Origin of the sequence: Kordia antarctica, from assembly GCF_009901525.1 — a bacterium.
Lineage (GTDB): Bacteria > Bacteroidota > Bacteroidia > Flavobacteriales > Flavobacteriaceae > Kordia > Kordia antarctica.
The window spans coordinates 634,888-661,528 of the sequence record NZ_CP019288.1 but is presented as its reverse complement, the minus strand read 5'-3'; the positions used below and the strand labels follow the sequence as shown (position 1 = coordinate 661,528).

General features: G+C 33.5%; 24 protein-coding genes. 23 read left to right on the top strand and 1 reads right to left on the bottom strand.

All coding sequences use genetic code 11. The annotated features are described in order from the left end of the window. Positions 1-8: 8 nt before the first annotated feature. On the bottom strand, positions 9-1,871 hold the full coding sequence (locus IMCC3317_RS02880; RefSeq protein ID WP_160128003.1) for an ABC-F family ATP-binding cassette domain-containing protein: 1,863 nt from the start codon (positions 1,869-1,871) through the stop codon (positions 9-11). Positions 1,872-1,982: 111 nt separating this feature from the next. On the opposite strand from IMCC3317_RS02880, the gene IMCC3317_RS02875 reads away from it, so the two are divergent. The 23 genes from IMCC3317_RS02875 (at position 1,983) to IMCC3317_RS02770 (ending at position 26,639) form a co-directional block, all read left to right on the top strand. Further along, positions 1,983-2,786 carry a polysaccharide biosynthesis/export family protein gene (locus tag IMCC3317_RS02875; RefSeq protein ID WP_160128002.1) on the top strand — a complete coding sequence of 268 codons (804 nt, stop codon included), beginning with the start codon at positions 1,983-1,985 and terminating at the stop codon, positions 2,784-2,786. A 4-nt stretch (positions 2,787-2,790) separates the two neighbouring features. After that, positions 2,791-5,253, top strand: a complete 2,463-nt coding sequence (locus tag IMCC3317_RS02870) for a tyrosine-protein kinase (RefSeq protein ID WP_160128001.1) — start codon at positions 2,791-2,793, stop codon at positions 5,251-5,253. An 18-nt stretch (positions 5,254-5,271) separates the two neighbouring features. Continuing rightward, positions 5,272-7,164 (top strand): carbamoyltransferase family protein, encoded by a 1,893-nt coding sequence (locus tag IMCC3317_RS02865; RefSeq protein WP_228054931.1) that lies wholly within the window; start codon positions 5,272-5,274, stop codon positions 7,162-7,164. A gap of 4 nt (positions 7,165-7,168) precedes the next feature. Beyond that, complete coding sequence (locus IMCC3317_RS02860; RefSeq protein WP_160128000.1) at positions 7,169-8,308, top strand: SGNH/GDSL hydrolase family protein; 1,140 nt, start codon at positions 7,169-7,171, stop codon at positions 8,306-8,308. A gap of 4 nt (positions 8,309-8,312) precedes the next feature. Beyond that, positions 8,313-8,462, top strand: coding sequence for a DUF5989 family protein (locus tag IMCC3317_RS23195; protein WP_164484240.1), 150 nt, complete (start codon positions 8,313-8,315; stop codon positions 8,460-8,462). Between the two features lies 1 nt (position 8,463). Next, positions 8,464-8,841: a hypothetical protein gene (locus tag IMCC3317_RS02855; RefSeq protein WP_160127999.1), complete on the top strand. Its 378-nt coding sequence runs from the start codon at positions 8,464-8,466 to the stop codon at positions 8,839-8,841. A gap of 16 nt (positions 8,842-8,857) precedes the next feature. Beyond that, a complete protein-coding gene (locus tag IMCC3317_RS02850; RefSeq protein ID WP_160127998.1) occupies positions 8,858-9,748 on the top strand; it encodes an ABC transporter permease in 891 nt (296 codons plus the stop codon). Continuing rightward, positions 9,748-11,004, top strand: a complete 1,257-nt coding sequence (locus IMCC3317_RS02845; RefSeq protein ID WP_160127997.1) for an ABC transporter ATP-binding protein — start codon at positions 9,748-9,750, stop codon at positions 11,002-11,004. Before IMCC3317_RS02850 ends, IMCC3317_RS02845 begins: the two co-directional genes overlap by 1 nt. Beyond that, positions 10,992-11,945 carry a class I SAM-dependent methyltransferase gene (locus IMCC3317_RS02840; RefSeq protein WP_160127996.1) on the top strand — a complete coding sequence of 318 codons (954 nt, stop codon included), beginning with the start codon at positions 10,992-10,994 and terminating at the stop codon, positions 11,943-11,945. The genes IMCC3317_RS02845 and IMCC3317_RS02840 overlap by 13 nt, the downstream gene beginning before the upstream one ends. Positions 11,946-11,954: 9 nt before the next feature. Beyond that, positions 11,955-13,109: a glycosyltransferase gene (locus IMCC3317_RS02835; RefSeq protein WP_160127995.1), complete on the top strand. Its 1,155-nt coding sequence runs from the start codon at positions 11,955-11,957 to the stop codon at positions 13,107-13,109. 31 nt (positions 13,110-13,140) lie between these two features. Next, positions 13,141-14,001 (top strand): UbiA prenyltransferase family protein, encoded by an 861-nt coding sequence (locus tag IMCC3317_RS02830; protein ID WP_160127994.1) that lies wholly within the window; start codon positions 13,141-13,143, stop codon positions 13,999-14,001. After that, complete coding sequence (locus IMCC3317_RS02825) at positions 14,001-14,642, top strand: class I SAM-dependent methyltransferase (RefSeq protein WP_160127993.1); 642 nt, start codon at positions 14,001-14,003, stop codon at positions 14,640-14,642. Before IMCC3317_RS02830 ends, IMCC3317_RS02825 begins: the two co-directional genes overlap by 1 nt. A gap of 2 nt (positions 14,643-14,644) precedes the next feature. Beyond that, positions 14,645-16,246, top strand: coding sequence for a hypothetical protein (locus IMCC3317_RS02820; protein WP_160127992.1), 1,602 nt, complete (start codon positions 14,645-14,647; stop codon positions 16,244-16,246). Continuing rightward, positions 16,239-16,838: an HAD-IB family hydrolase gene (locus IMCC3317_RS02815; protein ID WP_160127991.1), complete on the top strand. Its 600-nt coding sequence runs from the start codon at positions 16,239-16,241 to the stop codon at positions 16,836-16,838. Before IMCC3317_RS02820 ends, IMCC3317_RS02815 begins: the two co-directional genes overlap by 8 nt. Beyond that, complete coding sequence (locus IMCC3317_RS02810) at positions 16,838-18,052, top strand: glycosyltransferase (RefSeq protein WP_228055048.1); 1,215 nt, start codon at positions 16,838-16,840, stop codon at positions 18,050-18,052. The genes IMCC3317_RS02815 and IMCC3317_RS02810 overlap by 1 nt, the downstream gene beginning before the upstream one ends. A gap of 286 nt (positions 18,053-18,338) precedes the next feature. Next, complete coding sequence (locus IMCC3317_RS02805) at positions 18,339-19,343, top strand: N-acetylneuraminate synthase family protein (RefSeq protein ID WP_160127989.1); 1,005 nt, start codon at positions 18,339-18,341, stop codon at positions 19,341-19,343. 67 nt (positions 19,344-19,410) lie between these two features. Continuing rightward, positions 19,411-19,704 carry a four helix bundle protein gene (locus IMCC3317_RS02800; RefSeq protein ID WP_228054929.1) on the top strand — a complete coding sequence of 98 codons (294 nt, stop codon included), beginning with the start codon at positions 19,411-19,413 and terminating at the stop codon, positions 19,702-19,704. A gap of 143 nt (positions 19,705-19,847) precedes the next feature. Continuing rightward, positions 19,848-21,005, top strand: a complete 1,158-nt coding sequence (neuC, locus tag IMCC3317_RS02795) for a UDP-N-acetylglucosamine 2-epimerase (RefSeq protein WP_160127988.1) — start codon at positions 19,848-19,850, stop codon at positions 21,003-21,005. Beyond that, on the top strand, positions 21,005-21,703 hold the full coding sequence (locus IMCC3317_RS02790; protein WP_160127987.1) for an acylneuraminate cytidylyltransferase family protein: 699 nt from the start codon (positions 21,005-21,007) through the stop codon (positions 21,701-21,703). The genes neuC and IMCC3317_RS02790 overlap by 1 nt, the downstream gene beginning before the upstream one ends. Beyond that, the gene (locus IMCC3317_RS02785; protein WP_160127986.1) at positions 21,700-23,274 is read left to right on the top strand and encodes a hypothetical protein; all 1,575 of its coding nucleotides are present in this window, start codon (positions 21,700-21,702) and stop codon (positions 23,272-23,274) included. Before IMCC3317_RS02790 ends, IMCC3317_RS02785 begins: the two co-directional genes overlap by 4 nt. Further along, entirely contained in the window at positions 23,259-24,659 is a 1,401-nt protein-coding gene (locus tag IMCC3317_RS02780) for a glycosyltransferase family 28 protein (protein ID WP_160127985.1), read from the top strand. The genes IMCC3317_RS02785 and IMCC3317_RS02780 overlap by 16 nt, the downstream gene beginning before the upstream one ends. After that, positions 24,659-25,804 (top strand): glycosyltransferase family 4 protein, encoded by a 1,146-nt coding sequence (locus IMCC3317_RS02775; protein ID WP_160127984.1) that lies wholly within the window; start codon positions 24,659-24,661, stop codon positions 25,802-25,804. Before IMCC3317_RS02780 ends, IMCC3317_RS02775 begins: the two co-directional genes overlap by 1 nt. Continuing rightward, entirely contained in the window at positions 25,797-26,639 is an 843-nt protein-coding gene (locus tag IMCC3317_RS02770; RefSeq protein ID WP_160127983.1) for an FkbM family methyltransferase, read from the top strand. The genes IMCC3317_RS02775 and IMCC3317_RS02770 overlap by 8 nt, the downstream gene beginning before the upstream one ends. Positions 26,640-26,641: the final 2 nt, after the last annotated feature.

Genomic DNA, 26,641 nt, shown 5'->3' with positions numbered 1-26,641 from the left:
TACTAAAATTACGCTTCCATTATTGCAGCTAATTCAAACCAACGTTCGGTTTTTTCTTCCGAATCCTTGATTATTTTCTGCAACTTCATTGACTTCTCTTGAATTTGTTCTTGCGACAACTCGCCTGAAACAAATTCAGCTTCTATTTTCTCCTTTTTTTCTTCCAAACGCTGAATGTCTTTTTCCAAACGTTTGTATTCTTTTTGTTCGTTATGCGTCAATTTTTGCGTGGTATCATCTTGTCGCCACGATTGTTTTTCTTTCTTTTCCGTAGCTTTCGTTTCAGGCTCCGAACTGTCTTCGTAAGTTCTGAAATCTGAGTAATTTCCGGGGAAATCTTCAATGACGCCATCTCCTCTAAAAATAAATAAGTGATCTACAATTTTATCCATAAAATATCTATCGTGCGAAACCACTAATAAACAACCGGGGAAATCGAGCAGGAAACTTTCCAACACATTGAGCGTCACAATATCTAAATCGTTGGTTGGCTCATCAAGAATTAAAAAGTTAGGATTTTGGATCAAAACGGTACATAAATACAAACGTTTTAATTCGCCACCAGATAGTTTTTCAACAAAGTCATATTGACGTTTTCTGTCGAACAAGAAACGTTCTAATAATTGCGCTGCCGAAATTAATTTTCCTTTTTTCAAAGGAATGTATTCGCCATATTCTTTGATAATATCAATTACTTTTTGACCTGGTTTCGGATTGATTCCACTTTGTGTGTAATACCCAAATTTGATCGTTTCGCCCACAATTACTTTTCCAGCATCAGGCTTTAAACGACCTGTAATCATATTTAGAAATGTAGATTTTCCAGTTCCGTTTTTTCCAATGATACCAATACGTTCACCTTTTTTAAAGACATATTCAAACTTGTCTAATAAGACTTTATCTTGAAATGATTTAGAAATATTATGCAACTCCAGAATTTTACTTCCAACACGTTCCATATTGATTTCCAATTGCACTTCGTGTTCGTTACGACGTTTGTGTGCTTTTTCTTTGATATCGTAAAAATCGTCAATTCTAGATTTCGATTTTGTAGTTCGTGCTTTTGGCTGACGACGCATCCAATCGAGTTCTTTTTTGTATAAATTCTTCGCTTTTTCTACCGAAGATTGTTCCGCCTGAACGCGCGCTTCTTTTTTATCTAAATAATACGAATAACTTCCTCTGTAATTATATAATTGACCATTTTCGAGTTCCACGATTTCATTACAAACACGTTCCAAAAAGTAGCGATCGTGCGTAACCATGAAAAGCGTAATGTTTTCTTTTTTGAAATATTCTTCTAGCCATTCAATCATCTCTAAATCCAGATGATTTGTGGGTTCGTCCAAAATTAATAAATCGGGTCTGTTGATGAGAACTGTTGCCAAACCAAGGCGTTTTTTCTGTCCACCAGACAAATTGCCTACTTTTTGATGTAAATCTTCTAGCTTTAGCTTAAATAAAATTTGCGTGTATTGCGTTTCAAAATCCCAAGCATTGTGCGCGTCCATCTTTTCAAACGCTTTTTGGTATGCTTCTGCATCATCAGGTTTTAATAATGCCGTTTCATAATTGGAAATAATTTCCAGCAATGGATTGTCTGAAGCGAAAATAGTTTCCTCCACAGTTAAATTCTCATCCAAATTTTCTTTTTGCGATAAGAATGCCATGTGAATGCCTTTTCGCATTACAATTTGTCCGCTATCGGCTTCTGCAATTCCGGTAATAATGTTTAATAAAGAAGTTTTTCCAGTACCGTTTTTGGCAATAAAAGCGACCTTTTGATCTTTATTGATTCCAAAGGATATGTCATTGAATAAAACGCGTTCTCCAAAAGATTTTGATATATTTTCGACTGATAAGTAATTCACTTGTTAGATATTTTCTGCAAATTAAAAATAAAAAGATCAGATATGTTGCATAGAATTTTATTATTACTGCGTAAAACTTATATTTGCTAATTAAACTAATAGAATTCATTAATGAAATTGAAAGCCTCAATAGCTGGTTTAGTTACATTTTTTTTACTTACTTCTTGTGTTTCCAATAAAGATTTGACTTATTTTGGAGATAAAGGCAGCGATGACGAGTTGATTGCTCAGAGTATTAAATTGAATGAAAAACCTTATAGAGTTCAAGTTAGTGATTTGTTATCTATTAGTATAAAATCTTCTGATCAAAAGTTAGTTGCAATGTTTCAGCCAGTTGCAAACGATAATGCTACGAACGCTTCACAATCTGAACAAAGTTTATATTACAGTGGATTTACCGTAAGCAATCATGGAAATATTGAAATTCCAATTCTTGGAAAAATGAATGTGCTTGCTTTTACGTTGAAAGAAATAGAAGAATCTATCAAGAAAAAATTACTAGAAGACTATTTTAAAATAGAAGCAGACCTTTTTGTGGTGGTAAAATTAGCAGGATTGCGATTTACCGTTACTGGAGAAGTTGGTAGAACTGGTATTGTCGTTTTATATCAAGATCGAGTGAATATTATAGAAGCGTTGGCAAGCTCAGGAGATATTACAACCGTAGGAAACAGAAGAGATGTATTAGTCATTCGTCAATATCCGCAAGGACAAAAAATACATCATATTGATTTGACAAGTGTTGATGCATTTAACTCTCCATATTATTACATAAAACCTAATGATATGATTTATGTAAAGCCATTAAGCCAAAAATCATTAGGAACAGGAACAACGCTGATACAATCTATAACCACCATTGTTACGGTATTGTCATTAGTAACAAGTGTAATAGTACTTTCTAGAAATTTATAGTGATATGGAAGAAGAATTTGAAGAATTAAAATCACAAAATTCTTTCGATATCAAGGCACTTGCTTTTCGAGCGCTAAATTATTGGTATTTATTTGTGATTACATTAGGAATAGCTTTCGTTGCTACGTATTTTTATAACAAGCAATTGGAACGAATTTACAGTGTAAATAGTTTAATTTCTATAAAGGAAGAACAAAATCCTTTCTTCTCGTCTAGCATGAACTTAACGTTCAATTGGGGCGGCGCAAGTGATAAAGTAGAAACCATCAAAACAATTTTAAAGTCTAGAGTGCATAACGAAAATGTTGTGCGTGTGTTGGAATCGTATATTCATTACAAAAAGCAAGGAGAATATCGTTTAGAAGACATTCATACAAATGCTCCATTTATTGTCAGTTTGGATGAAAACCATCCGCAAATCCTCAATACACCTATAAAAATTATATTTACGAGCGATCAAAACTATACGACAAGTATCAATTTTGCGGATGCAGAAAGTTTTTACGCTTTAAATTATAAATTGAATAAAACTGCTGGCGTTTCTCCAAAAGAAGAAGTATTCTCTGGCGATTTTTCTATAAATGAAGAAGCAGCTACGGATTACTACAAATTTGCGTTAACGCCACGAAGAGACACAGAAATTGAAGTTGGAAAAGAATATTACGTTGTATTTACAAGCTTAAACTCTGAAATTTCTAAATACAGATCCATTGGAGTCAACCTAAAAGTTCAAGGAGCTTCTATGTTGGTATTGAGTTTATCTGGTCCGAATAGAGCAATTTTAGCGGATTATTTAAATGTTACTACAGAAATTTTAAAAGAAAAACAACTTGAAGAAAAGAATCAATTTGCAACAAATACGCTCGAGTTTATTGATAAAATGATTACAGGCGTAGAAGATTCTTTAAAGAAAGACGAATTAAAACTAAAAAAATACAAACAAGATAACAAAGTATTCAATCCATCCTTGAAAGGAGAAGAAGTTTTTGCAAAGTTGAATCGATTTAGTGTTGAAAAAAATAATTACACACTAAAACTTCAATACTACAAACTACTAGAAGATTATCTAATTAATAGTACAGATTTCATATCGTTGCCTGCGCCGGCATCTTCTGGAATTGAAGATGAAAATATTGTGACCAATGTTTCTAAAATCGTAGCATTATCAATCAGACGTGCAAAATTAGGGGAAACCGTTAAGAATAATATCTTCTTCAAAGAAATAGACCAAGATATTGATGCCACAAAACGTGTCTTGCTCGAGAGTGTAAAAACAGCACGTTCCTCTACAAATATTGATATTTCCAATGTAAATAGTAGAACGGCAAGAGCAAATGCCGAATTTAGAAAGCTACCAGAAGAAGAACAACAATTGTTCAATATTGAACGTAGTTATAAATTGAGTGAAGCTTCATATACATTATTATTAGAAAAGAAAAACGAAGCAGGAATTGTAAAAGCAGCCAATGTTTCGGATGTAAAAATTATTGATAGTGCGAAGGATTTAGGGCAAAAATCAATTCTACCAAACACAAAGAAAAACTATTCCATTGCGCTATTTCTTGGATTATTAATTCCGCTGGCATTTGTATTCCTAGTCACTATTTTAGACAACAATATCAGTACGCCAGATGATATAAAAAACTTATCTAGCATTCCAATATTAGGAATTGTGAGTCGCAGTCGCGCGAATATAAACTTAGCAGTATTCGAAAATCCTAAATCCTCGGTAGCAGAAGCATTTCGTGGAATTCGATCAAGCTTACAATTCATCTATAAAAATTTAGATAAAAGCAAAACAAAAACAGTAATGATTACTTCTTCCGTTAGTGGAGAAGGAAAAACATTTTGCTCTATCAATGTAGCGTCAGTGTTATCATTAACAGGAAAAAAGACCGTGTTAGTTGGATTGGATTTACGAAAACCAAAAATATTTGGCGATTTTGAAATTACCAACGAGTTTGGTACTGTAAATTATTTGATCGGACAAAAAACATTAGATGAAGTAATTCAATCTACAAAATTTGAAAATTTAGACGTTATTACGTCTGGACCAATTCCGCCAAATCCTTCTGAATTATTAATCAGTGAGCAATTAGATGAATTTATTGCGGAACTGAAATTACGCTATGATTACGTCATTTTAGATACGCCGCCAGTAGGTTTGGTTTCGGATGCATTGGACCTTTTAAATCACGCTGATGCAACGATATATATTATTCGACAAGACTATACAAAAAAGGCAATGTTGAATATTATCAATGACAAATACAGAAAAGGAGAAGTCAAAAACATAAGTTTTGTACTCAATGATTACCGTCAAAAAGTGAAATATGGTTACGGCTACGGCTACGGTTATGGTTACGGTTACGGTTATGGAAGCTATGGAAACGGCTATCATGAAGACGAACGAAAAACAGTGTTGTCAAGACTAAAAAGTCTTTTCAGAAGAAAAATAAAAAACTAGAAATCCCCAAACAATGAAATGCTATCAAACGTATTTCAGCACAAAGCGATTATGACGATATTAGGAATATCCGCATTTTACCACGATTCTGCCGCTGCAATTGTCCAAGATGGCAAAGTAATAGCTGCCGCGCAAGAAGAACGTTTTACACGTAAAAAACACGATCCAGCATTTCCTACGAATGCTGTTGAGTATTGTTTGGCTTACGCCGGAAAAACCATAGATCAATTAGATGCAGTTGTCTTTTATGACAAACCATTGCTAAAATTTGAACGTTTACTAGAAACCTATTATGGTTTTTCGCCGAAAGGTGTTGCATCATTCATTACCGCAATTCCAGTATGGTTGAAGGAGAAAATGTTCCTAAAAAAATTGATCAGAGACGAATTAAAAGAAATTCAATCGTTTGACAAGAAAAAGCTAAAATTACTCTTTCCAGAACATCACTTATCACATGCGGCAAGTGCGTTTTATCCGTCGCCATATAAAAAAGCAGCAATCTTAACTTTAGATGGCGTTGGCGAATGGGCAACGGCTTCCATAAGTCTTGGAGAAGGAAAAAATATCAAAATGCTCAAAGAATTGCAATTTCCACATTCAGTCGGATTATTGTATTCTGCATTTACCTATTTCTTAGGATTCAAAGTAAACTCAGGCGAATACAAACTCATGGGATTGGCGCCTTACGGAAATCCCGATTCTGAACGTGTACATAAATTCAAAGAAATTATAAAAACCACGTTAATCAAAATCAATGATGATGGTTCTATTTGGTTAGATCAAAAATACTTTAACTATGCTGTTGGTTTGCGAATGGTATATGATGACAAATGGGAAGAATTATTCGGTTTCTCGCGAAGAACTTCGGAGTCAGAATTTGAACAACAACATTCGGATCTTGGTTTAGCAATTCAGGAAGTAACCGAAGAAATTATCATCAAACTAGCAAAACACGCCAAAGAAATTACTGGCGCTGAGTATTTGTGTATGGCTGGCGGCGTTGCGTTAAATTGTGTTGCGAATGGAAAATTACAGGATGAAAACATCTTCAAAGAAATATTCATTCAACCAGCAGCAGGAGACGCAGGTGGCGCGTTGGGAGCAGCATTAGTAGCATATCACCTATACTTTGAACAAGAACGCGAAATTGTTCCAAATGACGCAATGAATGGTTCGTATTTAGGCCCTGAATTTTCAGATTTAGATGTAGACAATACGAATAGAAAATACAATGCAAAAGCAACACACTTTTCAGATTTTAACGAATTAACAAAAGAAGTTGCGAAATACATTTCAGAAGGAAACGCAATCGGTTGGATGCAAGGACGCATGGAATTTGGTCCTCGCGCATTAGGCAGAAGAAGTATTTTGGGTGATGCACGAAATCCTGAAATGCAGAAAAAACTCAACCTAAAAATAAAATACAGAGAATCATTTCGACCATTTGCGCCATCAGTTTTAGCAGAAGATGTGAATGAACTTTTTGATTACGATGGCATTTCTCCTTACATGTTGTTGGTACATAAAATTCATCCAAAAATAAAGCAAGAAGTTCCTATAAACTATCACGAGTTGCCAATTCGTGAAAAACTATATGTGGAACGTTCTACATTGCCAGCAATAACGCATATTGATTTCTCTGCAAGAATTCAGACAGTTCATAAAGAAACGAATGCTGAATATTGGAATTTAATCAATGAGTTCAAAAAAATTACAGGTGTTGGCGTTGTGGTTAATACAAGTTTCAACGTACGTGGAGAACCAATAGTTTGTTCGCCAGACGATGCGTATCGCTGTTTCATGCGTACAGAAATGGACTATTTGGTCATTGGAAATTATGTGTATAAAAAAGAAAATCAACCAACTTGGCAAGATGCTGACGACTGGAAAGAAGAATTTTTATTAGATTAATACTGTGTGGAAAACAATCAAATATAATCTTATCATTCTGTTAGTGCTTTTAGTGCTGATAGAAGTAGTTTTGCAGTTTTTTCCCGTGTCAGATCCGTATGAGAATGCGAAAAAAAACATGTTTTATCCAACGATTGGAAATATGTATATCGAATCGCAATTTGATCCAAACATGAAATTGCAACTTGCTACAGAAGAAGGTTTATTAGGATTTGAAAACTACAAAGAAACGACTGACTTTACAATAAATAATTATGGTTTTCGTGGCGATGAACTCATCATGCCGAAACCGAATAATGAATACAGAATCTTTGCGATTGGCGGAAGTTCAACGGAAAGTTTATATATAGATGACAAAGATGTTTGGACGCAGGTTTTACAAGAAAATTTAAACCAAAATAATGATTCAACAACTGTTAGAGTCTACAATGCTGGAAAATCAGGAGATAACATTCAAGATCATTTGGCAATGTTGTCACACAGAATCATTCACTTGCAACCTGATGAAGTGATTGTTTTTTGTGGAATAAATGAAGTTACACGTTTAATGTTGGACAAAAATCCACTCAAATTCAATGTGACTAAAAAAGAGGAAAAAGAAGTCAGTTTCGGAAATATGTTAGGCGTTTTTATGTATGAATTTCAAATTCCACGACGTTTATACTATGCGTTCAAAAGTGAAGAAGATGCACTACAAACGATAGAAATTGCATCAAACTATCAAAAAAAAGTAACCAAAACACAAGCGCGATCTGTTAAAAATCAGTTGCCTGAAACCGATTATGGCAATTATGTCAACAAATTAAAATCGTTGATTGGTATTTGTCAGGCGAATGATATAAAGCTTATATTTGCGACGCAAGTAGTGACTTGGGATACGGAAGAAGAAGCGCTAAAAAATTGGCATTGGATGACGTCTCGCGGCGGAATTCGATACAATGCATTCAAACTGCAACAAAAAGTAGATAGCATCAATGCGATTACAGTGAATGAAGGAAAACGATTTAATATTCCTGTATTTAAAACAGATTCCATCATACCAAAAACAAGTGCGTATTTGTATGATGATTGCCATTTTAATCCTGCGGGAAGCAAAAAAATGGGCGACGAATTAGCAAAATTTATAAAAGACAAAAATAAATAAGAGTATGGAGTTTTTGAAAGACATGTTCAACTTCTTAAAAGAACGAAAAAAATTCTGGTTATTGCCAATGATTATCGTATTACTATTGCTAGGAGTAATCTTGGTTTTAGGCGGCGGATCAGCAATTGCACCATTTATTTACACATTATTCTAGGATGAAAGAAAGTAATACCAAAGTTATATTAGTAATGGTTGTTGGGTTTTTACTCATCGCAACTTATTTACAATGGAAAACTGAACATACAGATGCAGCAAGAATACTATTCTTTATTGCATTAGGAATTGGTGTTGCTTCGTTTTTTCCACCATTAGAACGCTTAATTGTATGGATTTGGGGAAAAATTGCACTAGTTTTAGGATGGATTAATACAAAAATCATTTTATCGCTTGTGTTTTTTATCTTTTTAACGCCTTTTGCATTACTATCAAGAATATTCTCAAAAAACGCATTACAACTCAAACAAGAATCTGATACTACTTTTGTAGAACGCAATCACACCTACACCAAAAAAGATTTAGAAAATATTTGGTAACCTAAAACAACCCAATTTGGACAAACCCCAAAAAAATAATACATGGTTATTTGAAATATCTTCAAAAAGCAATCCTTTAGATTTCAAGTTCAAAGAAATTTGGCAATACCGAGATTTACTAATGCTTTTTGTACGTCGTGATGTCGTAACACTTTACAAACAAACGGTTTTAGGTCCATTATGGTACCTAATTCAGCCGTTAATGACTTCGGTGATCTTTACCTTAGTTTTCAACGGAATTGCTGATATTAGTACAGGAACTGTAAATGCTTTTTTGTTTAACCTTGCGGGAATTACCATTTGGAATTACTTCGCAGAATGTCTAAAAGCGACTTCGGATACGTTTAAAAAGAATGAAAATATTTTTGGGAAAGTCTATTTCCCGAGAGTCATTATGCCTTTATCCATCACGGTTTCTAACTTATTAAAGTTTGGAATTCAAATGTTCATATTTATCGCATTTTACATCTATTTTTCATTATGTGGCGATGCAGGAACAGTTTCCATCTATATTTTATGGACGCCAGCAATTGTACTCATTATGGGAATGCTTGGTTTAGGTTTAGGAATGATTATTTCCTCAATGGTCACAAAATATCGCGATTTAACATTCTTAGTACAATTTGGAATTCAGTTATTCATGTACATTTCTGCGGTGATGTATCCAATTGCAATTGTAAAAGAAAAATTACCAAGCTATGTTTCGTGGCTTGTAGAATACAATCCGTTAGCGCATGTAATTGAATCATTTCGATACATGGTTTTTTCGGGCGCATACATGAAAAATCCAACACATGATTTTTCGTCAATCACCATACTTTCCATGTTAGGTGTTGCTTTCATTGTCTTTCTATTCGGACTCGTTATATTCAATAGAACTGAACGTAATTTTATAGATACGGTATAATGGAGGAAAAAGATATCATATTACAAATTGAAAATCTATCCAAACAATATCGTTTAGGTGTTATTGGAACAGGAACGATTAGTCACGATTTGAATCGTTGGTGGCATAAAATTCGTGGAAAAGAAGATCCATATCTTAAAATCGGCGAAAAAAATGCACGAACAACGGTTGGAGATTCTAACTATGTTTGGGCTTTAAAAGACGTTTCTTTCAATGTTGAAAAAGGCGAAGTACTTGGAATCATTGGAAAAAACGGTGCAGGAAAATCAACGTTACTCAAATTGCTATCAAAAGTAACGATGCCAACGACGGGAATTATACGTTCTAAAGGAAGAATTGCTTCTTTATTGGAAGTTGGAACCGGATTTCATCCAGAATTAACTGGAAAAGAAAACATCTTCCTAAATGGCGCTATTTTAGGAATGACCAAAGCCGAAATAGCATCAAAATTTGATGAAATTGTAGCATTTGCAGGCGTTCAACGGTATGTAAATACACCTGTAAAACGCTATTCTTCAGGAATGAAAGTACGTTTGGCATTTGCTGTAGCTGCACATTTAGAACCTGAAATATTAGTCGTAGATGAAGTATTGGCGGTTGGTGATGCAGAATTTCAGAAAAAAGCCATCGGAAAAATGCAAGACATTGCTAAAGGCGAAGGACGAACGGTTTTATTTGTAAGTCACGACATGACGAATATTCAAAACTTGTGTACAAAATCTATTTTGCTTGAAAACGGCGGAATGGTTATGCATGGCGATACGGAAGACGTAATAAAACACTATTTGCAAGATTCGGAAGAAACCTATGTGAAAAGTTTGAAAGATCATAGAAACCGTAAAAAAGGAACACAAGAATTCATGCAGAAAATTACGATTGGCGACGGAAGTTCCAAAGTAATTTCTGGAAAAGATGTAACAATACGTGTTGATCTTGATTTGAATTCATTAGAAGAATTTTCAATTGGATATTTATTCAAAAATGAAAAAGGGCAAGTTTTAATGGCTTCAAATACAATGCAATACGGTAAAAAGTTGCTTCCCGAGAAAGGAAAAAATAGTATTGACATTATTATCAAAGATTTGCCATTAGCGCCAGCATCGTATTCGGTATCATTATTTTTAGGAAACGGAAAATTTGACATCGATATCATAGAAGATGCGATTACATTTCCTGTATTTTGGGAACACGAACACATATTGCCACCACCAAAAAAATGGGGATCAACTTTCGGAATAACATTATGGGAATATTAGAAAATACAGCGTGCATATTATGTACTAAAACTACGTTGGAAACGGTTCAGCAACTGAAAACCGAAGACATTAGTACGTTGTATAAAAATCGGTTGCATGTTGAAATTTCGGAAGAATTTAAAGATAATGAGACTATTAACTATGTAAAATGTACGTCATGTAATCTTCATTTCTTCACGCCAATTTGCAACGGAAGCGCCAATTTTTATGAGTTGTTGCAAGAGAAACAAGGTTTTTATTATAATGCGAATAGATATGAGTTCTTTTTTGCCAAAAAACATATAAAAGCTACCGATAAAGTACTTGAAATAGGTGCGGGAAGTGGGTATTTTGCAAGTTTATTAAATGCTGAAAATTATGTTGGATTGGAATACAATGACAAAGCAATTGAAGATGCTGCAACACGAAATGTGACGTTGATCAATCAAAGTATTCAAGATTTTTCCAAAACGCACAAAACAGCATTTGACATTGCTTGTAACTTTCAAGTATTGGAACATGTGCCAAATCCGAATGAATTTATAAATGCAAGTTTGGCGACTTTAAAAAAAGGTGGTTTGCTCATTATTGGCGTGCCTTCTGCGAATTCAATTTTAACAAATAATAAAAATCATGTGCTGAATTTTCCGCCGCATCACATTACACGTTGGTATAATGATACATGTCATAATTTTGCGAACATATTTGATGTCGAAATTGTAGCTATTCATAATGAACCTGTCACTGAAAAGTTATATAAAAACCTAGTCTCCAATAAAATAACAGATCGAGTCTTAAATTTATTCAATCCGAAAGAACATATTTTAGTCAATGATAAACGTGCGTTAAAAATAGATGGTTTTGTGCGTAAAATAGTTTCTAAACTTGGGTTGAGTAAGAATATTGCTAAGAAAGATCAAATATTTGGAGAATCAGTTATCTTAGTCTTACGTAAAAAATAATAGAATCAAATGAAAATCCTTTTTGTTGCAATGCAATACATACATTCCGCAAGATGGATCAATCAATTAAAAGATTCAGGTCACGAAATATACTTGTTCGATTGTCTCGACAGTCCAATTCATCAAGATTTACAATGGACAAATTACACGACAAACTGGAGCAAGCGTAAAATAAAACCATTAATAGGAGAAACATTTCTAAAAAAACATTTTCCTTCGCTCAGCGAAAAAATACAGCCATTTCTTAAAGTAACGGCTTCCAAAAAATTACAAGAGCTTATTCAAGAAATTCAACCTGATGTTGTGCATTCGATGGAATTACAATCGGAAAGTTATCCGTTGATTCAAGTTCGAAAAAAGATCACTTTCAATTGGATTTGTTCCACTTGGGGAAGCGGAATTTATCATTTTTACCAAGAATCATTTCATAAAAAAAGAATTGACAAACTGTTAAGTCAAATCGATTTTCTTTTTACAGATAATTTACGTGATATTTCATTGGCTAAAAAATACGGTTTCCAAGGAAAAGCGTTGGGAAGTTTTCCTGGCGGCGGCGGATTTTTGATTGATGAAAGTATTATTAAACCAGTAGAAACTAGAAAATTAATTCTCGTAAAAGGCTATCATCATTGGGCAGGACGCGCATTACATGCATTAAAAGCGTTAGAAAATAATTTGGAATTGATCAAAAATTATCAAATTCATGTGTATGCAGCGCATCCAATTGTCATTGCTGAAATTGAACGTCTACAAAGCGAATTCAGTCTAAATATAACGTATACAGCGCGTGGAATTGAAGAATCGCATGATTCGTTGTTGTCTAAATTTGGTCAAGCCAAAATTGCCATAGGAATCAGTGTTACGGACGGAATTCCAAATACATTATTGGAAGCAATGTTGTACGGTGCATTTCCGATTCAGACAAATCCTGGAAAAGTTTCAGAAGAATACATCACACACCAAAAAAATGGTTGGTTAATTGAAGATGCTGAAAATATTCAAGAAATTACGGAAGCCATTAAACAAGGATTAACGAATGAAACCTTGCTTTCAGAAGCTTTTGAGCTCAATAAAAAATACCGTGAAACTTTAGCTTATAATCAGATACAGCAAAAAGTATTGCAAGCATACAAAACGATTGAACAAAACCTTAAATACGTATAGCTACAACGTATAATTTACTAACTTTAACGCCATGATGCAAGTACTACATCTTTTAAGAATAAAGCATTGGATTAAGAATATATTGATCTTTTTTACGGCATTCTTTGGAGGCGAACTTTTAGAAATATCAAACCTCAAAACATTGGCGTTTGTCTTTATATACTTCTCATTTACAGCGAGTTTAGTCTATGTTGTAAATGATTTGAAAGATGTAGAAAAGGATAAATTACATCCAGAAAAGAAAAATCGCCCGTTGGCAAGTGGCGCCATTTCCAAAACACACGCATACATACTAATCGCACTAATTACTGCTGCTTTAGGAATTGCTTCATTCTATGTTCCGTTATATGTATTTTACGTAACGCTGATCTATTTCATTCTAAATATTTTATATACACTTTGGCTGAAACATATTGCTATCATTGAGCTATTCATTATTTCATTAGGTTTTGTATTCAGAATTATCATTGGCGGATTTGCCGTTTCAGTAGTTCCTTCAAAATGGATTATTATGTTGACATTTTTCATGGCTTTATATGTAATTATTGCAAAGCGAAGAGGCGAATTATTACATACAACGAACAATCAAACACGAAAAGTACTGGCTTCGTATAGCGAACAATATCTAAGTAGCGCCATGATTTTAGTACTTGGCGTAAGCATTGTAACGTATATTATGTATACAATTGATGAACAGATAATTACACGTTTCAACACAGATAAAATTTACATCACCACAATATTTGTAGTATTGGCAATGTTGCGCCATTTACAACAAACATTTGTACATAATAACACGGAATCTCCGGTAAAATATATTCTCAAAGACAAATTAATTTTGATTATAATTTTGATGTGGTTGAGTTCCTTTTATTTCTTAATCTATTTCTAATGGGATCGAATAAATATTTGACATATTTGAGTGACAAAGCAAAGGATGAATCTTTTGTAGATCGATTGAAAATTAAATTTCGACCGTTAATTTTTCCAATGGAATCGTTATTAAGTCATTTAGAAGAAACAGACTCTTTCTTTGATATTGGTTGCGGTTCGGGACAATTTGCGCTATTAGTGCATCATTTTAAAAATGTACAAAAAATTAGCGGTATTGAAATTAAAGAGGAATTAGTCAAAAATGCCAACGCGTTATTCTCAAAACATGCTCCAAAAGCAGATGCGAAATTTGTGAAGTATGACGGAATTCATTTTCCAGAAACGATCAAAAATTATAACAAAGTCTTTCTAAATGATGTGTTGCATCATGTGCCACAAAAAGTACAGACAGATTTTCTTAAGAAAATATATGAAAGCATTTCCGACGATACCGTTTTTGTGTTAAAAGACATTGATGCGGCAAGTCCGTTGGTATATTTCAACAAAATTCATGATTTGGTATTTTCTCGTGAAATAGGACGCGAACTTACATGCAAAGCGGCAAAAGAAACGTTGGAAACTATTGGTTTTAAAATACTTGCAGTTGAGAAAAAAACGATTGCTGTATATCCGCATTACACTATTATTTGTAAAAAATAACAATGAATTTAACCCAATTCATAACAAATTTCGCACGATTGAATTTCCTTTTTATAGGAAACATCTTTCTGTTGCTTACAATTCTATTTTTATTTGGGGTTTCGTTAAATTTTTATGCAAGTATTTTCATTTTAGTAGCGGCTTGGTTCAATGCCAATAGAGATATTGGGTGGAATAAAAAAATGATACTACTCAATGTATTATTTCTACTTTTTGGAGCTTTTCTTTTTGGAACTGCAACTTTATATTTAGATTTAACGTATGACGGACAATCGTATCATCAGGAAATGTCGATTCAAATGGCAAATGGTTGGAATCCTGTATATGAAAGTTTTCCGAAAGAAAATCCATTATATATTTGGGTTCAGCATTACCCAAAAGCATTCGAAAGTATTGGTGCAGTTTTTTACAGCGTTTTTCATAAAATTACATATATCAAAGCAATTAATACGTTGTTTCTGATCTTAAGTTTTCTCTATCCATTTATTTATTTTCGGAAAACTGCATCACTTCAAAAATCAATCCTAATTTCGGCAATTATTGCATTAAATCCTGTAGTTTTAATACAACTCATGACCAACTTAATTGATGGATTTTTATACACTACAACAATTATTACATTTTTCGCATATCTATTAAGTAAAGAAAAAAAGTCATATCGTTGGGAAGTCATTATTGGTTTGGTATTACTGATAAATATCAAATTTACAGGAGTTATTTTTGCAGGCATATTATATGGTATTTTCTTAGTTGATGGATTTTTTATTCGGAAAGAAAAACTACAAACTCACATCAAAGAAACGTTCTTAATTGCAATTGTCGCAATTCCGTTTTTAATAGCGCCGTATTTTCTAAACTTCTATCAAAACGGACATCCATTATACCCTGTAATGGGAGAAAACAAAATAGATTTCATACAAGATTACGAACCAGAAATGCTAAAAGATAAAAAACGTGTATCTCAGTTTGTGTTAACTAATTTGGCTTCTATTGGAAACAAAGGCGATTCGCATGTGAAAATTCCATTTACATTCACGCAAAATGAATTACAAAAAAATAGAAATGGCGCACCAAGAACTGGAAGTTTTGGCGTTTGGTGGAGCGGAATATTGATTTTATCATTGCTATATTATGGTTTTTGTGTCGTCAAAATCGGGAGAAACTTCAAGTTGTCAAAATATGAAAGATTGATCGGTTTAATTATTCTTCTAATATTGCTCAACAAAGCAGGTTGGTGGCTGCGATATACGCCGTATTTTTGGCTTACACCAGTATTATTGTATTTTTCGCTAAAGCGATATGGAGCGCATGCAAAATTTTTAAAAGTACTTTTCGGTTTGATTGTGATGAATGCGTTATTCACACTATTAATCAGTGTAGGCTTAAAATATAAAGATGGAAACGAACTGAAAAACACGCTGCAGCAATTAGCACAAAAACAAAAACCAATCAAAGTGGATTTTGATAACTATCTCGGAAACAAAGTATTATTCAAAGAATATGGAATTGAATTTGTAGAAGCAAATGCTGAAAACTTTATAAAACCACTTAAAATAAATAATATTGTCATCATTGAAAATAACGAACTAAACCTGAATGAGTAAAAAATTGTATCTATTTGATTTTGATGGAACGTTGACGCACAAAGATTCGTTCAAAGACTTCTTTTTGAAAATGTATGGTTTTCGAAAAGTATCTTGGCTTTTGCTATTAAACATAGGTTCAATTATAAAAATAATTATTGCAGAAAGTGACAAAGGAAAAGTAAAAGAAACGTTGATTTCAATATTATTAAGAGGAAAAACGGAAACGGAAATTATAGCTTTAGGAGAAGAATATACCAAACAATATTTATACAGAACTATACGCCCAAAAGCGTTGCCATATTTATACGAACTAAGAAAAGAAGGCGCAGAAATGTACTTAGTATCTGCTTCGGTAGATTTTTGGTTGCAACCATTCGCTGATGAATTACAGATGAAACTCATCGCAACAAAACTGAAATATCATCACGGAAAATTTGCAGGACAATTTTTAGGCGAAAATTGCAAAGGTCCTGAAAAAGTACGACGTATATTACAAGAAACAGACCTTTCAACATATGATGAAATTATCGCTTTTGGAAATAGTGATGGCGATAAAGAAATGTTAGCAATTGCCACAGAAACACATTACAAACCATTCAGAAAAAAGTGATGAACGTACTTTTCCTTGTAAATAATACTAAAATATCTCCGAACGCTAACGGCGGCGCATCTGTGTATTTCAGTCATTTACAATTACTTACAAAGTTAAATTACAATGTTCACATATTGATGGTAGATTTTAGCGATACACCAATTGCGGAAATTTCATCAAATGTGAATCCTGAATACATTCAAGAAATTGAAGGATTTTATAGTGAAATCAATCATTTTCAAGTAGCACAAATTCATCCGAAAGGAATTATAAATCGCATTAAAACGGCGATTTCGACACCTGAAAAATTTGAATATTTCTTTGTCAATTCTCAAAGTAAAAAAACACTAAAACAATATATTTCAATACATAACATAGATTTAGTTTGGGCAGAATGGCGTTGGACAGCAATTTTAGCATACTATTCAAACTTAAAAGTTCCAATAGTGTACGCACACCACGATTGGGAATTCAAGTTGCGAAAATTAAAAAGTAGTTTGTCATTTCTTGAAAAATTCCACTTAAAACAAAAGAAAAGAGTAGAGTTGGAATTGGTAAAAAATGTGTCTGCATGCGTTTCGGCTTCGTTTACGGAAATGCAAGAAATCAAAGCATACGGAAACCCGAAAGCGTTATATATTCCATTAACCTATGAAGAAGTAGAAATTACTAAAAACGATATGAAAACGCCGACAATCGTACATTTAGGCGGAATGGGAACAACGGCAAACAGACTTGGATTGGAACGATTTTTAGAAGTTTGTTGGAACGATTTAAAACAGCAAATCCCAAATGTCACGTTAAAAGTGATAGGAAATCTAAAATACGCTTCTAATTCGCTAAAAAATCGCTTGAAAGATCCGCAAATAAAATGTGTAGGTTTTGTGGAAGATTTAAAAGGTGAATTAAAAGCGTACGATATTCACATCATTCCGTGGGAATACAACACAGGAACGCGCACGCGAATTCCTTTAGTGTTCAATTATGCGCAAGTTTTGGTATGCACAAAAGCGGCGGCAAGTTGTTATCCAGAAGTCATTCACGACGAAAACAGTATTTTAAGTGACAATTTACAACACATGACCACACAATTAGTAGATTTGTATAAAAACCAAGAAAAGCGGATATTTATAGGCGATAATGCTCGAAAAACGTTTCAAAACTATTTTACAGTTGAAAAGCAAGTGGAGAAATTGGAGGAGTTTCTTGAAATTATAAATGTTGTATTATAAATTTTAAATGTAAAAGTGATCGTTAATCGAAACGTCATTTCGAGTAATTTTTTGCACATTGAGCGGAGTCGAAATGAAAAAAAATAGTATTGAGAAAAGCTTTAAAGTTAGCGTTTCGTAGCAGTTCTCGATACAAATTTGCTATTCAAATTCACTCGAACTGACAATTAGAGTCAAATAAACTAACAAACAAAAAACAAATACACGAATAACAATCACATAAACAACACATCGAGCAAAGCCGAGATAAACAATAATCTAAAACCCAAAACCTAAAACCCAAATAATGAAAAAAACCTACATCATCGCAGAAATCGGGCAAGCACATGACGGAAGTCTCGGAATGGCGCATGCGTACATTGATGCTGTGGCAAAAACGGGCGCAAATGCGATCAAATTTCAAACGCATATCGCTGCTGCGGAAAGTAGTATTCATGAACCGTTTAGAGTTAAATTTTCTAAGCAAGATGCCACACGCTACGAATATTGGCAGCGTATGGAATTTTCGTTGGAACAATGGATAACGTTGAAAACACATTGTGATGAAGTTGGTTTGGACTTTATTTCGTCACCATTTAGCAATGCGGCTGTCGATTTATTGGAAGAAATTGGTGTAAAATTATACAAAGTTGGTTCGGGAGAAGTCAATAACTTTCTATTATTGGAAAAAATTGCAAATACGGGAAAACCAATTATCATTTCTTCTGGAATGAGTTCATTTGAAGAATTGGATGAAACTGTGGCTTTTCTCAAAGAAAAAAAATGTGAATTTTCTATACTACAATGCACAACTTCGTATCCGACAGCGCCAAAACAGTTTGGATTAAACGTGATTCAAGAACTAAAAGAACGGTATCAAGTTTCTGTTGGATTCTCGGATCATTCCTCTGGAATCGAAGCAGGAATTGCGGCTGTGACGCTTGGCGCAGAAATCTTAGAATTTCATGTCGTATTTGATAAAGAAATGTTTGGTCCAGATGCAAAATCATCATTGACGTTTCCAGAAACTGCACAATTGGTTAAAGCTGTCAGAAACATTGACGAAGCGTTGAATCATCCAATAGATAAAAAAGACAATTCGCAATTTTCGGAACTCAAACAAATATTTGAAAAATCGTTAGCAATCAATAAAAATTTATCAAAAGGACATATCTTAACATTCAATGATTTAGAAGCGAAAAAGCCAAAGAATTACGGCATCTTAGCGTCAAAATTTCAAGAAGTTATCGGAAAGAAGCTTATTAAAGAAATGAAACAGTGGGATTTTTTGAATGAAAGTGATGTTTCTTAGTTATGAGTTATGAGTTTTCGGTTATCTGTTATGAGTGAAGTGAAATATGGAAAAGTAAACTAGGAAAATGAAATCGTATAAAGATTTAGATGTATATAATACCGCTTTTAATTTGGCAATAAAAGTGCATAAAATGTCTTTAGAATTGCCAAAATATGAATTATACGAACAAGGAAGTCAAATACGGCGTTCTTCAAAAAGCATAAAAGATAATATTGTTGAAGGTTATGGAAGAAGAAAATACAAAGCAGATTTCATCAAATTTCTAGTATATGCACATGCGTCTCTGTTGGAATGTCTCTCTCAATTACAAATGATAGATGAATTATATGAAATTAAAGAAGTCAAATTATTAATATAAGAATATGATAAACTAGGAGGAAAGCTATATAATTTTATCAAATATGTAGAAAAAGATTGGAAAACAAGTTAAAACAGATAACTCACAACCGACAACCGACAACCGACAACCGACAACTGATAACAGAAAACTGACAACCGAAAATGAACAAACGAAAAATATGTGCTGTAATTACCGCACGACCATCATACAGTAGAATCAAAACGGCACTAAAAGCCATTCAAGAACATCCTGAACTCGAACTGCAATTAGTTGTGGCAGGTTCCGCATTATTAGGTCGTTACGGAAATGCAGTCAATGTTATTGAAAAAGACGGTTTTAAGATTGATGAAAAAGTATTCATGGTTTTAGAAGGCGAAAATCCAATGGCAATGGCAAAAACGACAGGTTTAGGTGTTATGGAACTTTCAAACGTATTCTATAACCTAAAACCTGATGCTGTGATCACAATTGCAGATCGTTTCGAAACCATTGCAACGAGTATTGCGGCGGCATATCAAAACATTCCGTTAGTACACATTCAAGGTGGAGAAGTAACAGGAAACATTGATGAAAAAGTACGTCATGCAAATACGAAATTAGCTGATTTACACTTAGTTGCTTCGGAAGATGCAAAAGACAGAGTTGTGAAATTGGGTGAAAATCCTGAATATGTTATCAACACAGGTTGTCCGTCAATTGACATTGCAAAAGAAGTTTTAGCAAATACGAATCATAACTTCAATCCGATTGAAAAATATGGCGGTGTTGGAGCTGATTTAGACATTTCTAACGGATATTTAGTCGTCATGCAACATCCTGAAACAAATCGGTACAAATCGGCGCGAGAAGACGTATTATGTACGCTAAAAGCGATTCATGAGCTAAACATTCCAACGTTTTGGTTTTGGCCAAACGTAGATGCAGGTTCGGATGGAACTTCGAGCGGAATTCGTCATTTTAGAGAAGTAAACGATCCAGAAAACATTCGTTTTTTCAAAAACATGGAACCGAGTGACTTTTTACACTTACTCAAAAATAGCGACTGTCTCATAGGAAACTCAAGTGTTGGAATTCGTGAATGTTCATTTATTGGTGTACCAACGGTGAACATAGGAAATCGTCAAAACAGGCGTGAACGTGGGAAAAACGTGGTTGATGTCGATTACGATACAGAATTAATCAAAAAAGCAATTCATGAACGAATTGCCCAAAAAGGAAGACTTTCAGAGGAAATTTATGGCGATGGAAACTCCGGAAAACGCATTGCGGAAGCATTGGCAAACACAAAATTAATTGCGTACAAAACAATCATGTACTAATGAAAATTTTAGCAATTATACCGGCAAGAGGCGGAAGCAAAGGTGTTCCTGGGAAAAACAAGAAATTACTTCATGGAAAACCGTTAATTCAATACAGTATTGACGCGGCGTTGCAATCCAACTATATCACGGAAGTTGTTGTGACGACGGACGATGAAGAAATTATTACTATTTCTAAGTCGCTTGGCGCGAATGTACCCTTTGTACGACCAAAACACTTGGCGGAAGACACAACGCCAACATTGCCAGTCATTCAACACGCAATTTCATACTTTGAAACGGAAGGAAAACAGTTTGATGCGATATGTTTATTACAACCAACAAGTCCATTTCGACCAAAAGGATTCTTAGACAAAGCACTGGAAACATTCCTAGAAAAACAAACCGATTCGTTGGTTTCAGTATTAGAAGTTCCGCATGAATACAATCCACATTGGACGTTTGAACCAAATAAAAATGGTACATTAGACATTGCAACTGGCGAAAAAAATATCATTCCAAGACGACAAGAATTGCCGAAAGCGTATCACAGAGACGGAAGTATTTACATTACCAAAACGAATATTATCCAAGAAGAAAATTCATTATATGGAAATTCGATAGCATATATAATTTCTGATGCTGCATATTACGTAAACATTGACACGCAACAAGATTGGCAAAAAGCCACAGCATTAGCTAAAACAATACAATTGTGAAGTTTCAAAAACATACTATAACTAATTTTCATATTTCCTTTGGAAAAGAAGCATTTCATGTGGAATTATTCAAAAAAGAAAAACAAGGAAGTACGTTGTATTGGATGGAAGATGAAACCTATGAAATCATTTGGTATTCGTCCGATCATGCGGAAGAAAAAATTCGAAGTTTCTTAGAAAAATTACATGAAAATTTTGAAGAAACGCTAATCAATATTTATAACCAACTTGGCGGGGTTTTTGAATTATTTATTCATAATAAAAAAAGTAATAAGTTCTTAATTGTAAATGATTTATACGGAGTTAATGGAAGTTTTTATTTAACTAAAAATAATCAATTAAACTTCTTCTTAAATTTTCAAAATTTTAATGAATTAGAGGTTTCATTGGAATTTGATACTGTTGGATTGCAAGCACATTTTGCTTTTGGATATCAAGTGAAACCATTTCCATTACCATACAAAAATGTTGCACGAATCGAAGGCGGAAAACTGCATACGTTTGATGCTGAATTAAAAGCAGAAACGAAACAATTAACGATCAATTTTTCTGATAATTCAGGCGATTTTTCATTGAAAGACGGCATGAATGCAACTGAAAATCTATTCTTTGGCGCAACTGCAGGAAAAGACAGTTTAGCGTTGTTAAGTCAAGTAGAAGAAGGAAATGCAACTATTATTGCTGGGAATTTTGGTGAAGTATATTCGGCAGATGTCATCCAAGGAAAAGAAGTTGCCATAAATCTCGACTTGGAGTACAAGTTTGCAACATCATGTGATGAAGATGAATTTGAATACTATGCAACCCAAATTGCCACAATTTCTGGCGGATTGGCAACAACTTCCTATGTTGATATGCTAAAATTTGTTGCAGAAACAATTCCCGAAAAGTACAGTTACGTCATGGGAGAAGCTGGTGAATGTGTGCGTATGTTTTTTCCAGAAGATGCAAATCTCGCGAAAGCGATGGATAACTATTTAACGCCAAAAGAATTTTTAGTTGATTTATTTACAGAAGATTATAAAGAATTTTTAAAAGAATATCCAGAGAATATTTCAACAGAAATCACAAAAAATTATACAGGAAATTCGAATGCCAAAATTTTAATCAACTTTTACAGAAACGGACGTTTGCCAGGAAACTTTGGAAACAGGCACAAACTTTTATCAGTTTTCAGAAATAAAATCACGCCGTTTTTGCATGAAGATTTCATCAAGAAAACGCATAATTTGCCGCATGAACGCTACAAACGTGATAAAATTCATGAGCAAATCATTTACAAAGGAAATCAAGATTTACTACAGTATTTTAAAAATCCAATTCAGATGGAAACATCTGTCCAAAACTGGAATCATCGGATTTCTGGTGACATTGGAATTATGTTATACAAACTCTTACAAAAACACATTCATGCGTTAGAAACCATTTTTAATACCGAAAAAGTGTTGAAATTGGCAAAAAAACAACAAAAAACACCAGATAGAGGTCTGTATTTTCTTTTTAGAATCCTTTCAATGGCTATATTTGTCGACACTATCAATAACGCTGTTGCTCCATGCGAAAAAAGATAATTTCCATATTTGTTGGATATCAAAGTTTTGAAAATCATTATGCAAGTGATTTCTTTGACATTCCACAAGAATTTGACATGTTGGTTTGGCACCAAGTGAAATCGTCAGCACTGGAAAAATTACCAAATTCTATTAAAACAAAACAACTGCCAAGCTTTGATTACAATGGGAAAACGGACTTTTTACGCTATCTAAAAGCAAAAGCAACTTTACGTTATAATGATAAAGTTCAAGCAAAAAAAAATCATTTATTATATAGAGTCTCACCAGGAAAGAGCAATTTCAAAAAGAAGTTGAAATTTGGTTTAATTAACTTATTATCAAAATTTTACGCTTCTAAAAAAGGAATTCAGAAGTTAGAAGATACTTTTTTCAAACAAACCCGAACTTCTCAATATTACAAAGACTGTTTCGCGTATTTAAAAACTGAAAAGCCTGATGGAATGTATTGTTCACATCAAGTATCAAGTTTATCGCTTGCGCCAGTATTAGCGGCGCGTGACTTGGAAATTCCAGTTATAAGTTTTATACATTCTTGGGATAATCTTCCGAAAGGAAATAAAATGCTAAAAGCCGATCATTATTTTGTTTGGAGCGATTATATGAAAGCCGAAATACAGCAATATTATCCAAATGAGATAAAGAAAAATAATATTACAATTACAGGAACACCGCAATTTGTATGTTATACGAAACCTGAATATTTGATTCCAAAAGAGTTATTTTACAAAGCATACAACATACCAAAAGGCAAAAAATTACTCTGTTTTTCGGGAAATTTCACCTCAATCGGAATGGACGATCCGTTATATTTAAAAGATCTAGCGGAAGCGGTAAAATCTCATAATCAAATTAATACAGAAAAATTTCATGTGGTTTTGCGCGTAAATCCAGCAGATTACAATGAAGGTTTTATTCCTATTTTACAACACTATAAAGATGTCATTACGGAAGTCATTCCAACATGGAATCACGATGAAAATCCGTTGCCAGAAAGTTACAAGGTAAATTCGAATATTGGCGTTTTATACAGTACATTATATTACAGTAGCGCGATTTTCAATATAGGTTCTACAATGGCGCTTGACGCGATTTTACTCGGAAAAACAGCATATTATTGTTATTATGAACAAGCAAACGGACACAAAGATTTTGATATAGATCGTTTGTATAATTTTGTACATTTCAAAACATTTGATACACACAAAAAAGCGGTTCATATGGTACGATCTGCAAAGGATTTGACACAAATTTTACAAGAATTTGATACCTTAGAACAACAAAATCGTGATGAACGACAGAAATGGGCAGAAAGTATTGCGCAATATCCATTAGAAAATGTGAAAGAATGCATGCATACTGCCATTAAAAAGCTACTGAATTAATGCATATTGGTTTCCTACTTCCCGAATATCCACACGAAAAACTTCCGAAATCAGCGGGAATAGGAACGAGTACTCAAAACTTAATCAAAGCGTTGATTGACAACGAAATAAAGATCACTATTTTTACATATTTTCAAGATATTGAAGAAGTATTTCAAGATGGAGAAATTACAATTCATAAAATAAAACTGCGCAAATATCCTTTGTTGACATGGAAACTCAACGAAGGAATCATAGAAAAATACATCAACAAAATCATCAAGAAAGATAAAATCGATGTGTTGGAAGTTGTAGATTGGACAGGAATTTCAGCAAATATGAATTTTAACATTCCGCAAGTGATGCGATTGCACGGTAGTGATACATTTTTCTGTCATTTAGAAGATCGAGAAATCAAAAAAGCAAATTTCAATCGTGAAAAAAATGCATTTCAAAAAGCAGACAAAATCATTGCGGTAAGTCAGTTTGTAGCAGAAAAAACAAACGCGTTATTCTTTGAAAGTAAACAGATTACAGTTATTCCAAATGGAATTTATGTAGATGATTTCCAGCCAGAAATTTCAAAACGAAAAGAAGGAGTTGTGTTATATTTTGGAACTCTAATTCGTAAAAAAGGAATCTTCGAGTTGGCGTATATTTTCAATAAATTGATTCAAAAAAACAAAAATTGTAGCTTGTTATTGGTTGGAAATGATGCAATTGACGCAACAGAACAGCGTTCTACTTGGGAACTATTTCAAGAAAAAGTATCGAAAAAAGCGTTAGCAAAAGTAAATTATATCGGAACAGTCAATTATGACAAAATGAAGGAATTGATTAACGAAGCAAGTGTTTGCGTTTTTCCTTCGTTGGCAGAATCGTTCGGAATGGTTACGATTGAAGCAATGGCGTTAGAAAAACCATTCGTAAATACTGATTATCCTTGGGCGCATGAAATTGTAGTTGATGGAGAAACTGGTTTTTTGGCGAATCCAAAATCACATCAAGAATTTGCTAAAAAAATAAATATTTTGTTGACAGATGAAAAATTAGCTTCAACAATGGCAAAAAATGCCCGAAAAGAAGCTCTTAAAAGATTCAATATTACAGAAATTGCAACGCAAAATATAAAAGTGTACACATCACTAATTTCAAAGAATGATTAAAAAAGTACTCAAAAAGCTTAAAAAACGGCGTAAAAAGTTCCAAAGTCATCCATTAATGAACGGAAATGGCAATGGCGCATTATTTCGATATATAAAATTTAATGCGATTCAAACTATAAAACCTAAGACAAGAATTTACAATTGGATTCACGGTTTAAAATTCTTTGCTAGAAAAGGTGACGCAGGAATCGTATCTAATATTTACATAAAACTCGCTGATTACGAGGATTCTATGTTTTTGATTAATCATTTACATGAGAATGATCTTTTTGTAGATATTGGCGCAAATGTGGGACATTTTACGTTATTAGCTTCAGGTGTTTCCAAAGCAAGAACAATTGCGATTGAGCCAATTCCGAATACGTATGAAAAGCTATTAAAAAATGTAGCTTTAAATAATTTAGAAGAAAAAGTAAACTGTTTAAATATTGGTTTGGGCGAAGAAAAAGGCGAACTAAAATTTACAAAAGGCTACGATGTCATGAATAGAGTAGCGCTTGAAAATGAAGATGTTCCGACAATTTCGATTCCTATTCAAAAATTGGATGAAGTATTAAAAAACGAGCAACCAACATTCTTAAAAATTGACGTGGAAGGCTTTGAATATTATGTTTTAAAAGGCGCAATGGAAACTTTACAAAAAGAATCGTTAAAGTATATATTATTAGAATTCAATAATTCTGGCGATAAATTCGGAATATCAGATCAAAAAGTATTCGATTTTGTAACTTCTTACGGATTCAAACCACTTTCGTATGATGTTGAAAAAAAAGAAATCACACTAGAAACCACATTTCGTACTGATAAATTCAACACTATATTCATTAGATCGTAAAA

What these genes read in the sequence shown, in the direction of transcription:
- IMCC3317_RS02875 (WP_160128002.1), top strand. Translation starts at nt 1,983, where the DNA reads ATGAAATTGAAAGCCTCAATAGCTGGTTTAGTTACATTTTTTTTACTT.
- IMCC3317_RS02870 (WP_160128001.1), top strand. Translation starts at nt 2,791, where the DNA reads ATGGAAGAAGAATTTGAAGAATTAAAATCACAAAATTCTTTCGATATC.
- IMCC3317_RS02865 (WP_228054931.1), top strand. Translation starts at nt 5,272, where the DNA reads ATGCTATCAAACGTATTTCAGCACAAAGCGATTATGACGATATTAGGA.
- IMCC3317_RS23195 (WP_164484240.1), top strand. Translation starts at nt 8,313, where the DNA reads ATGGAGTTTTTGAAAGACATGTTCAACTTCTTAAAAGAACGAAAAAAA.
- IMCC3317_RS02855 (WP_160127999.1), top strand. Translation starts at nt 8,464, where the DNA reads ATGAAAGAAAGTAATACCAAAGTTATATTAGTAATGGTTGTTGGGTTT.
- IMCC3317_RS02845 (WP_160127997.1), top strand. Translation starts at nt 9,748, where the DNA reads ATGGAGGAAAAAGATATCATATTACAAATTGAAAATCTATCCAAACAA.
- IMCC3317_RS02840 (WP_160127996.1), top strand. Translation starts at nt 10,992, where the DNA reads ATGGGAATATTAGAAAATACAGCGTGCATATTATGTACTAAAACTACG.
- IMCC3317_RS02835 (WP_160127995.1), top strand. Translation starts at nt 11,955, where the DNA reads ATGAAAATCCTTTTTGTTGCAATGCAATACATACATTCCGCAAGATGG.
- IMCC3317_RS02830 (WP_160127994.1), top strand. Translation starts at nt 13,141, where the DNA reads ATGATGCAAGTACTACATCTTTTAAGAATAAAGCATTGGATTAAGAAT.
- IMCC3317_RS02825 (WP_160127993.1), top strand. Translation starts at nt 14,001, where the DNA reads ATGGGATCGAATAAATATTTGACATATTTGAGTGACAAAGCAAAGGAT.
- IMCC3317_RS02820 (WP_160127992.1), top strand. Translation starts at nt 14,645, where the DNA reads ATGAATTTAACCCAATTCATAACAAATTTCGCACGATTGAATTTCCTT.
- IMCC3317_RS02815 (WP_160127991.1), top strand. Translation starts at nt 16,239, where the DNA reads ATGAGTAAAAAATTGTATCTATTTGATTTTGATGGAACGTTGACGCAC.
- IMCC3317_RS02810 (WP_228055048.1), top strand. Translation starts at nt 16,838, where the DNA reads ATGAACGTACTTTTCCTTGTAAATAATACTAAAATATCTCCGAACGCT.
- IMCC3317_RS02805 (WP_160127989.1), top strand. Translation starts at nt 18,339, where the DNA reads ATGAAAAAAACCTACATCATCGCAGAAATCGGGCAAGCACATGACGGA.
- IMCC3317_RS02800 (WP_228054929.1), top strand. Translation starts at nt 19,411, where the DNA reads ATGAAATCGTATAAAGATTTAGATGTATATAATACCGCTTTTAATTTG.
- neuC (WP_160127988.1), top strand. Translation starts at nt 19,848, where the DNA reads ATGAACAAACGAAAAATATGTGCTGTAATTACCGCACGACCATCATAC.
- IMCC3317_RS02790 (WP_160127987.1), top strand. Translation starts at nt 21,005, where the DNA reads ATGAAAATTTTAGCAATTATACCGGCAAGAGGCGGAAGCAAAGGTGTT.
- IMCC3317_RS02780 (WP_160127985.1), top strand. Translation starts at nt 23,259, where the DNA reads ATGCGAAAAAAGATAATTTCCATATTTGTTGGATATCAAAGTTTTGAA.
- IMCC3317_RS02775 (WP_160127984.1), top strand. Translation starts at nt 24,659, where the DNA reads ATGCATATTGGTTTCCTACTTCCCGAATATCCACACGAAAAACTTCCG.
- IMCC3317_RS02770 (WP_160127983.1), top strand. Translation starts at nt 25,797, where the DNA reads ATGATTAAAAAAGTACTCAAAAAGCTTAAAAAACGGCGTAAAAAGTTC.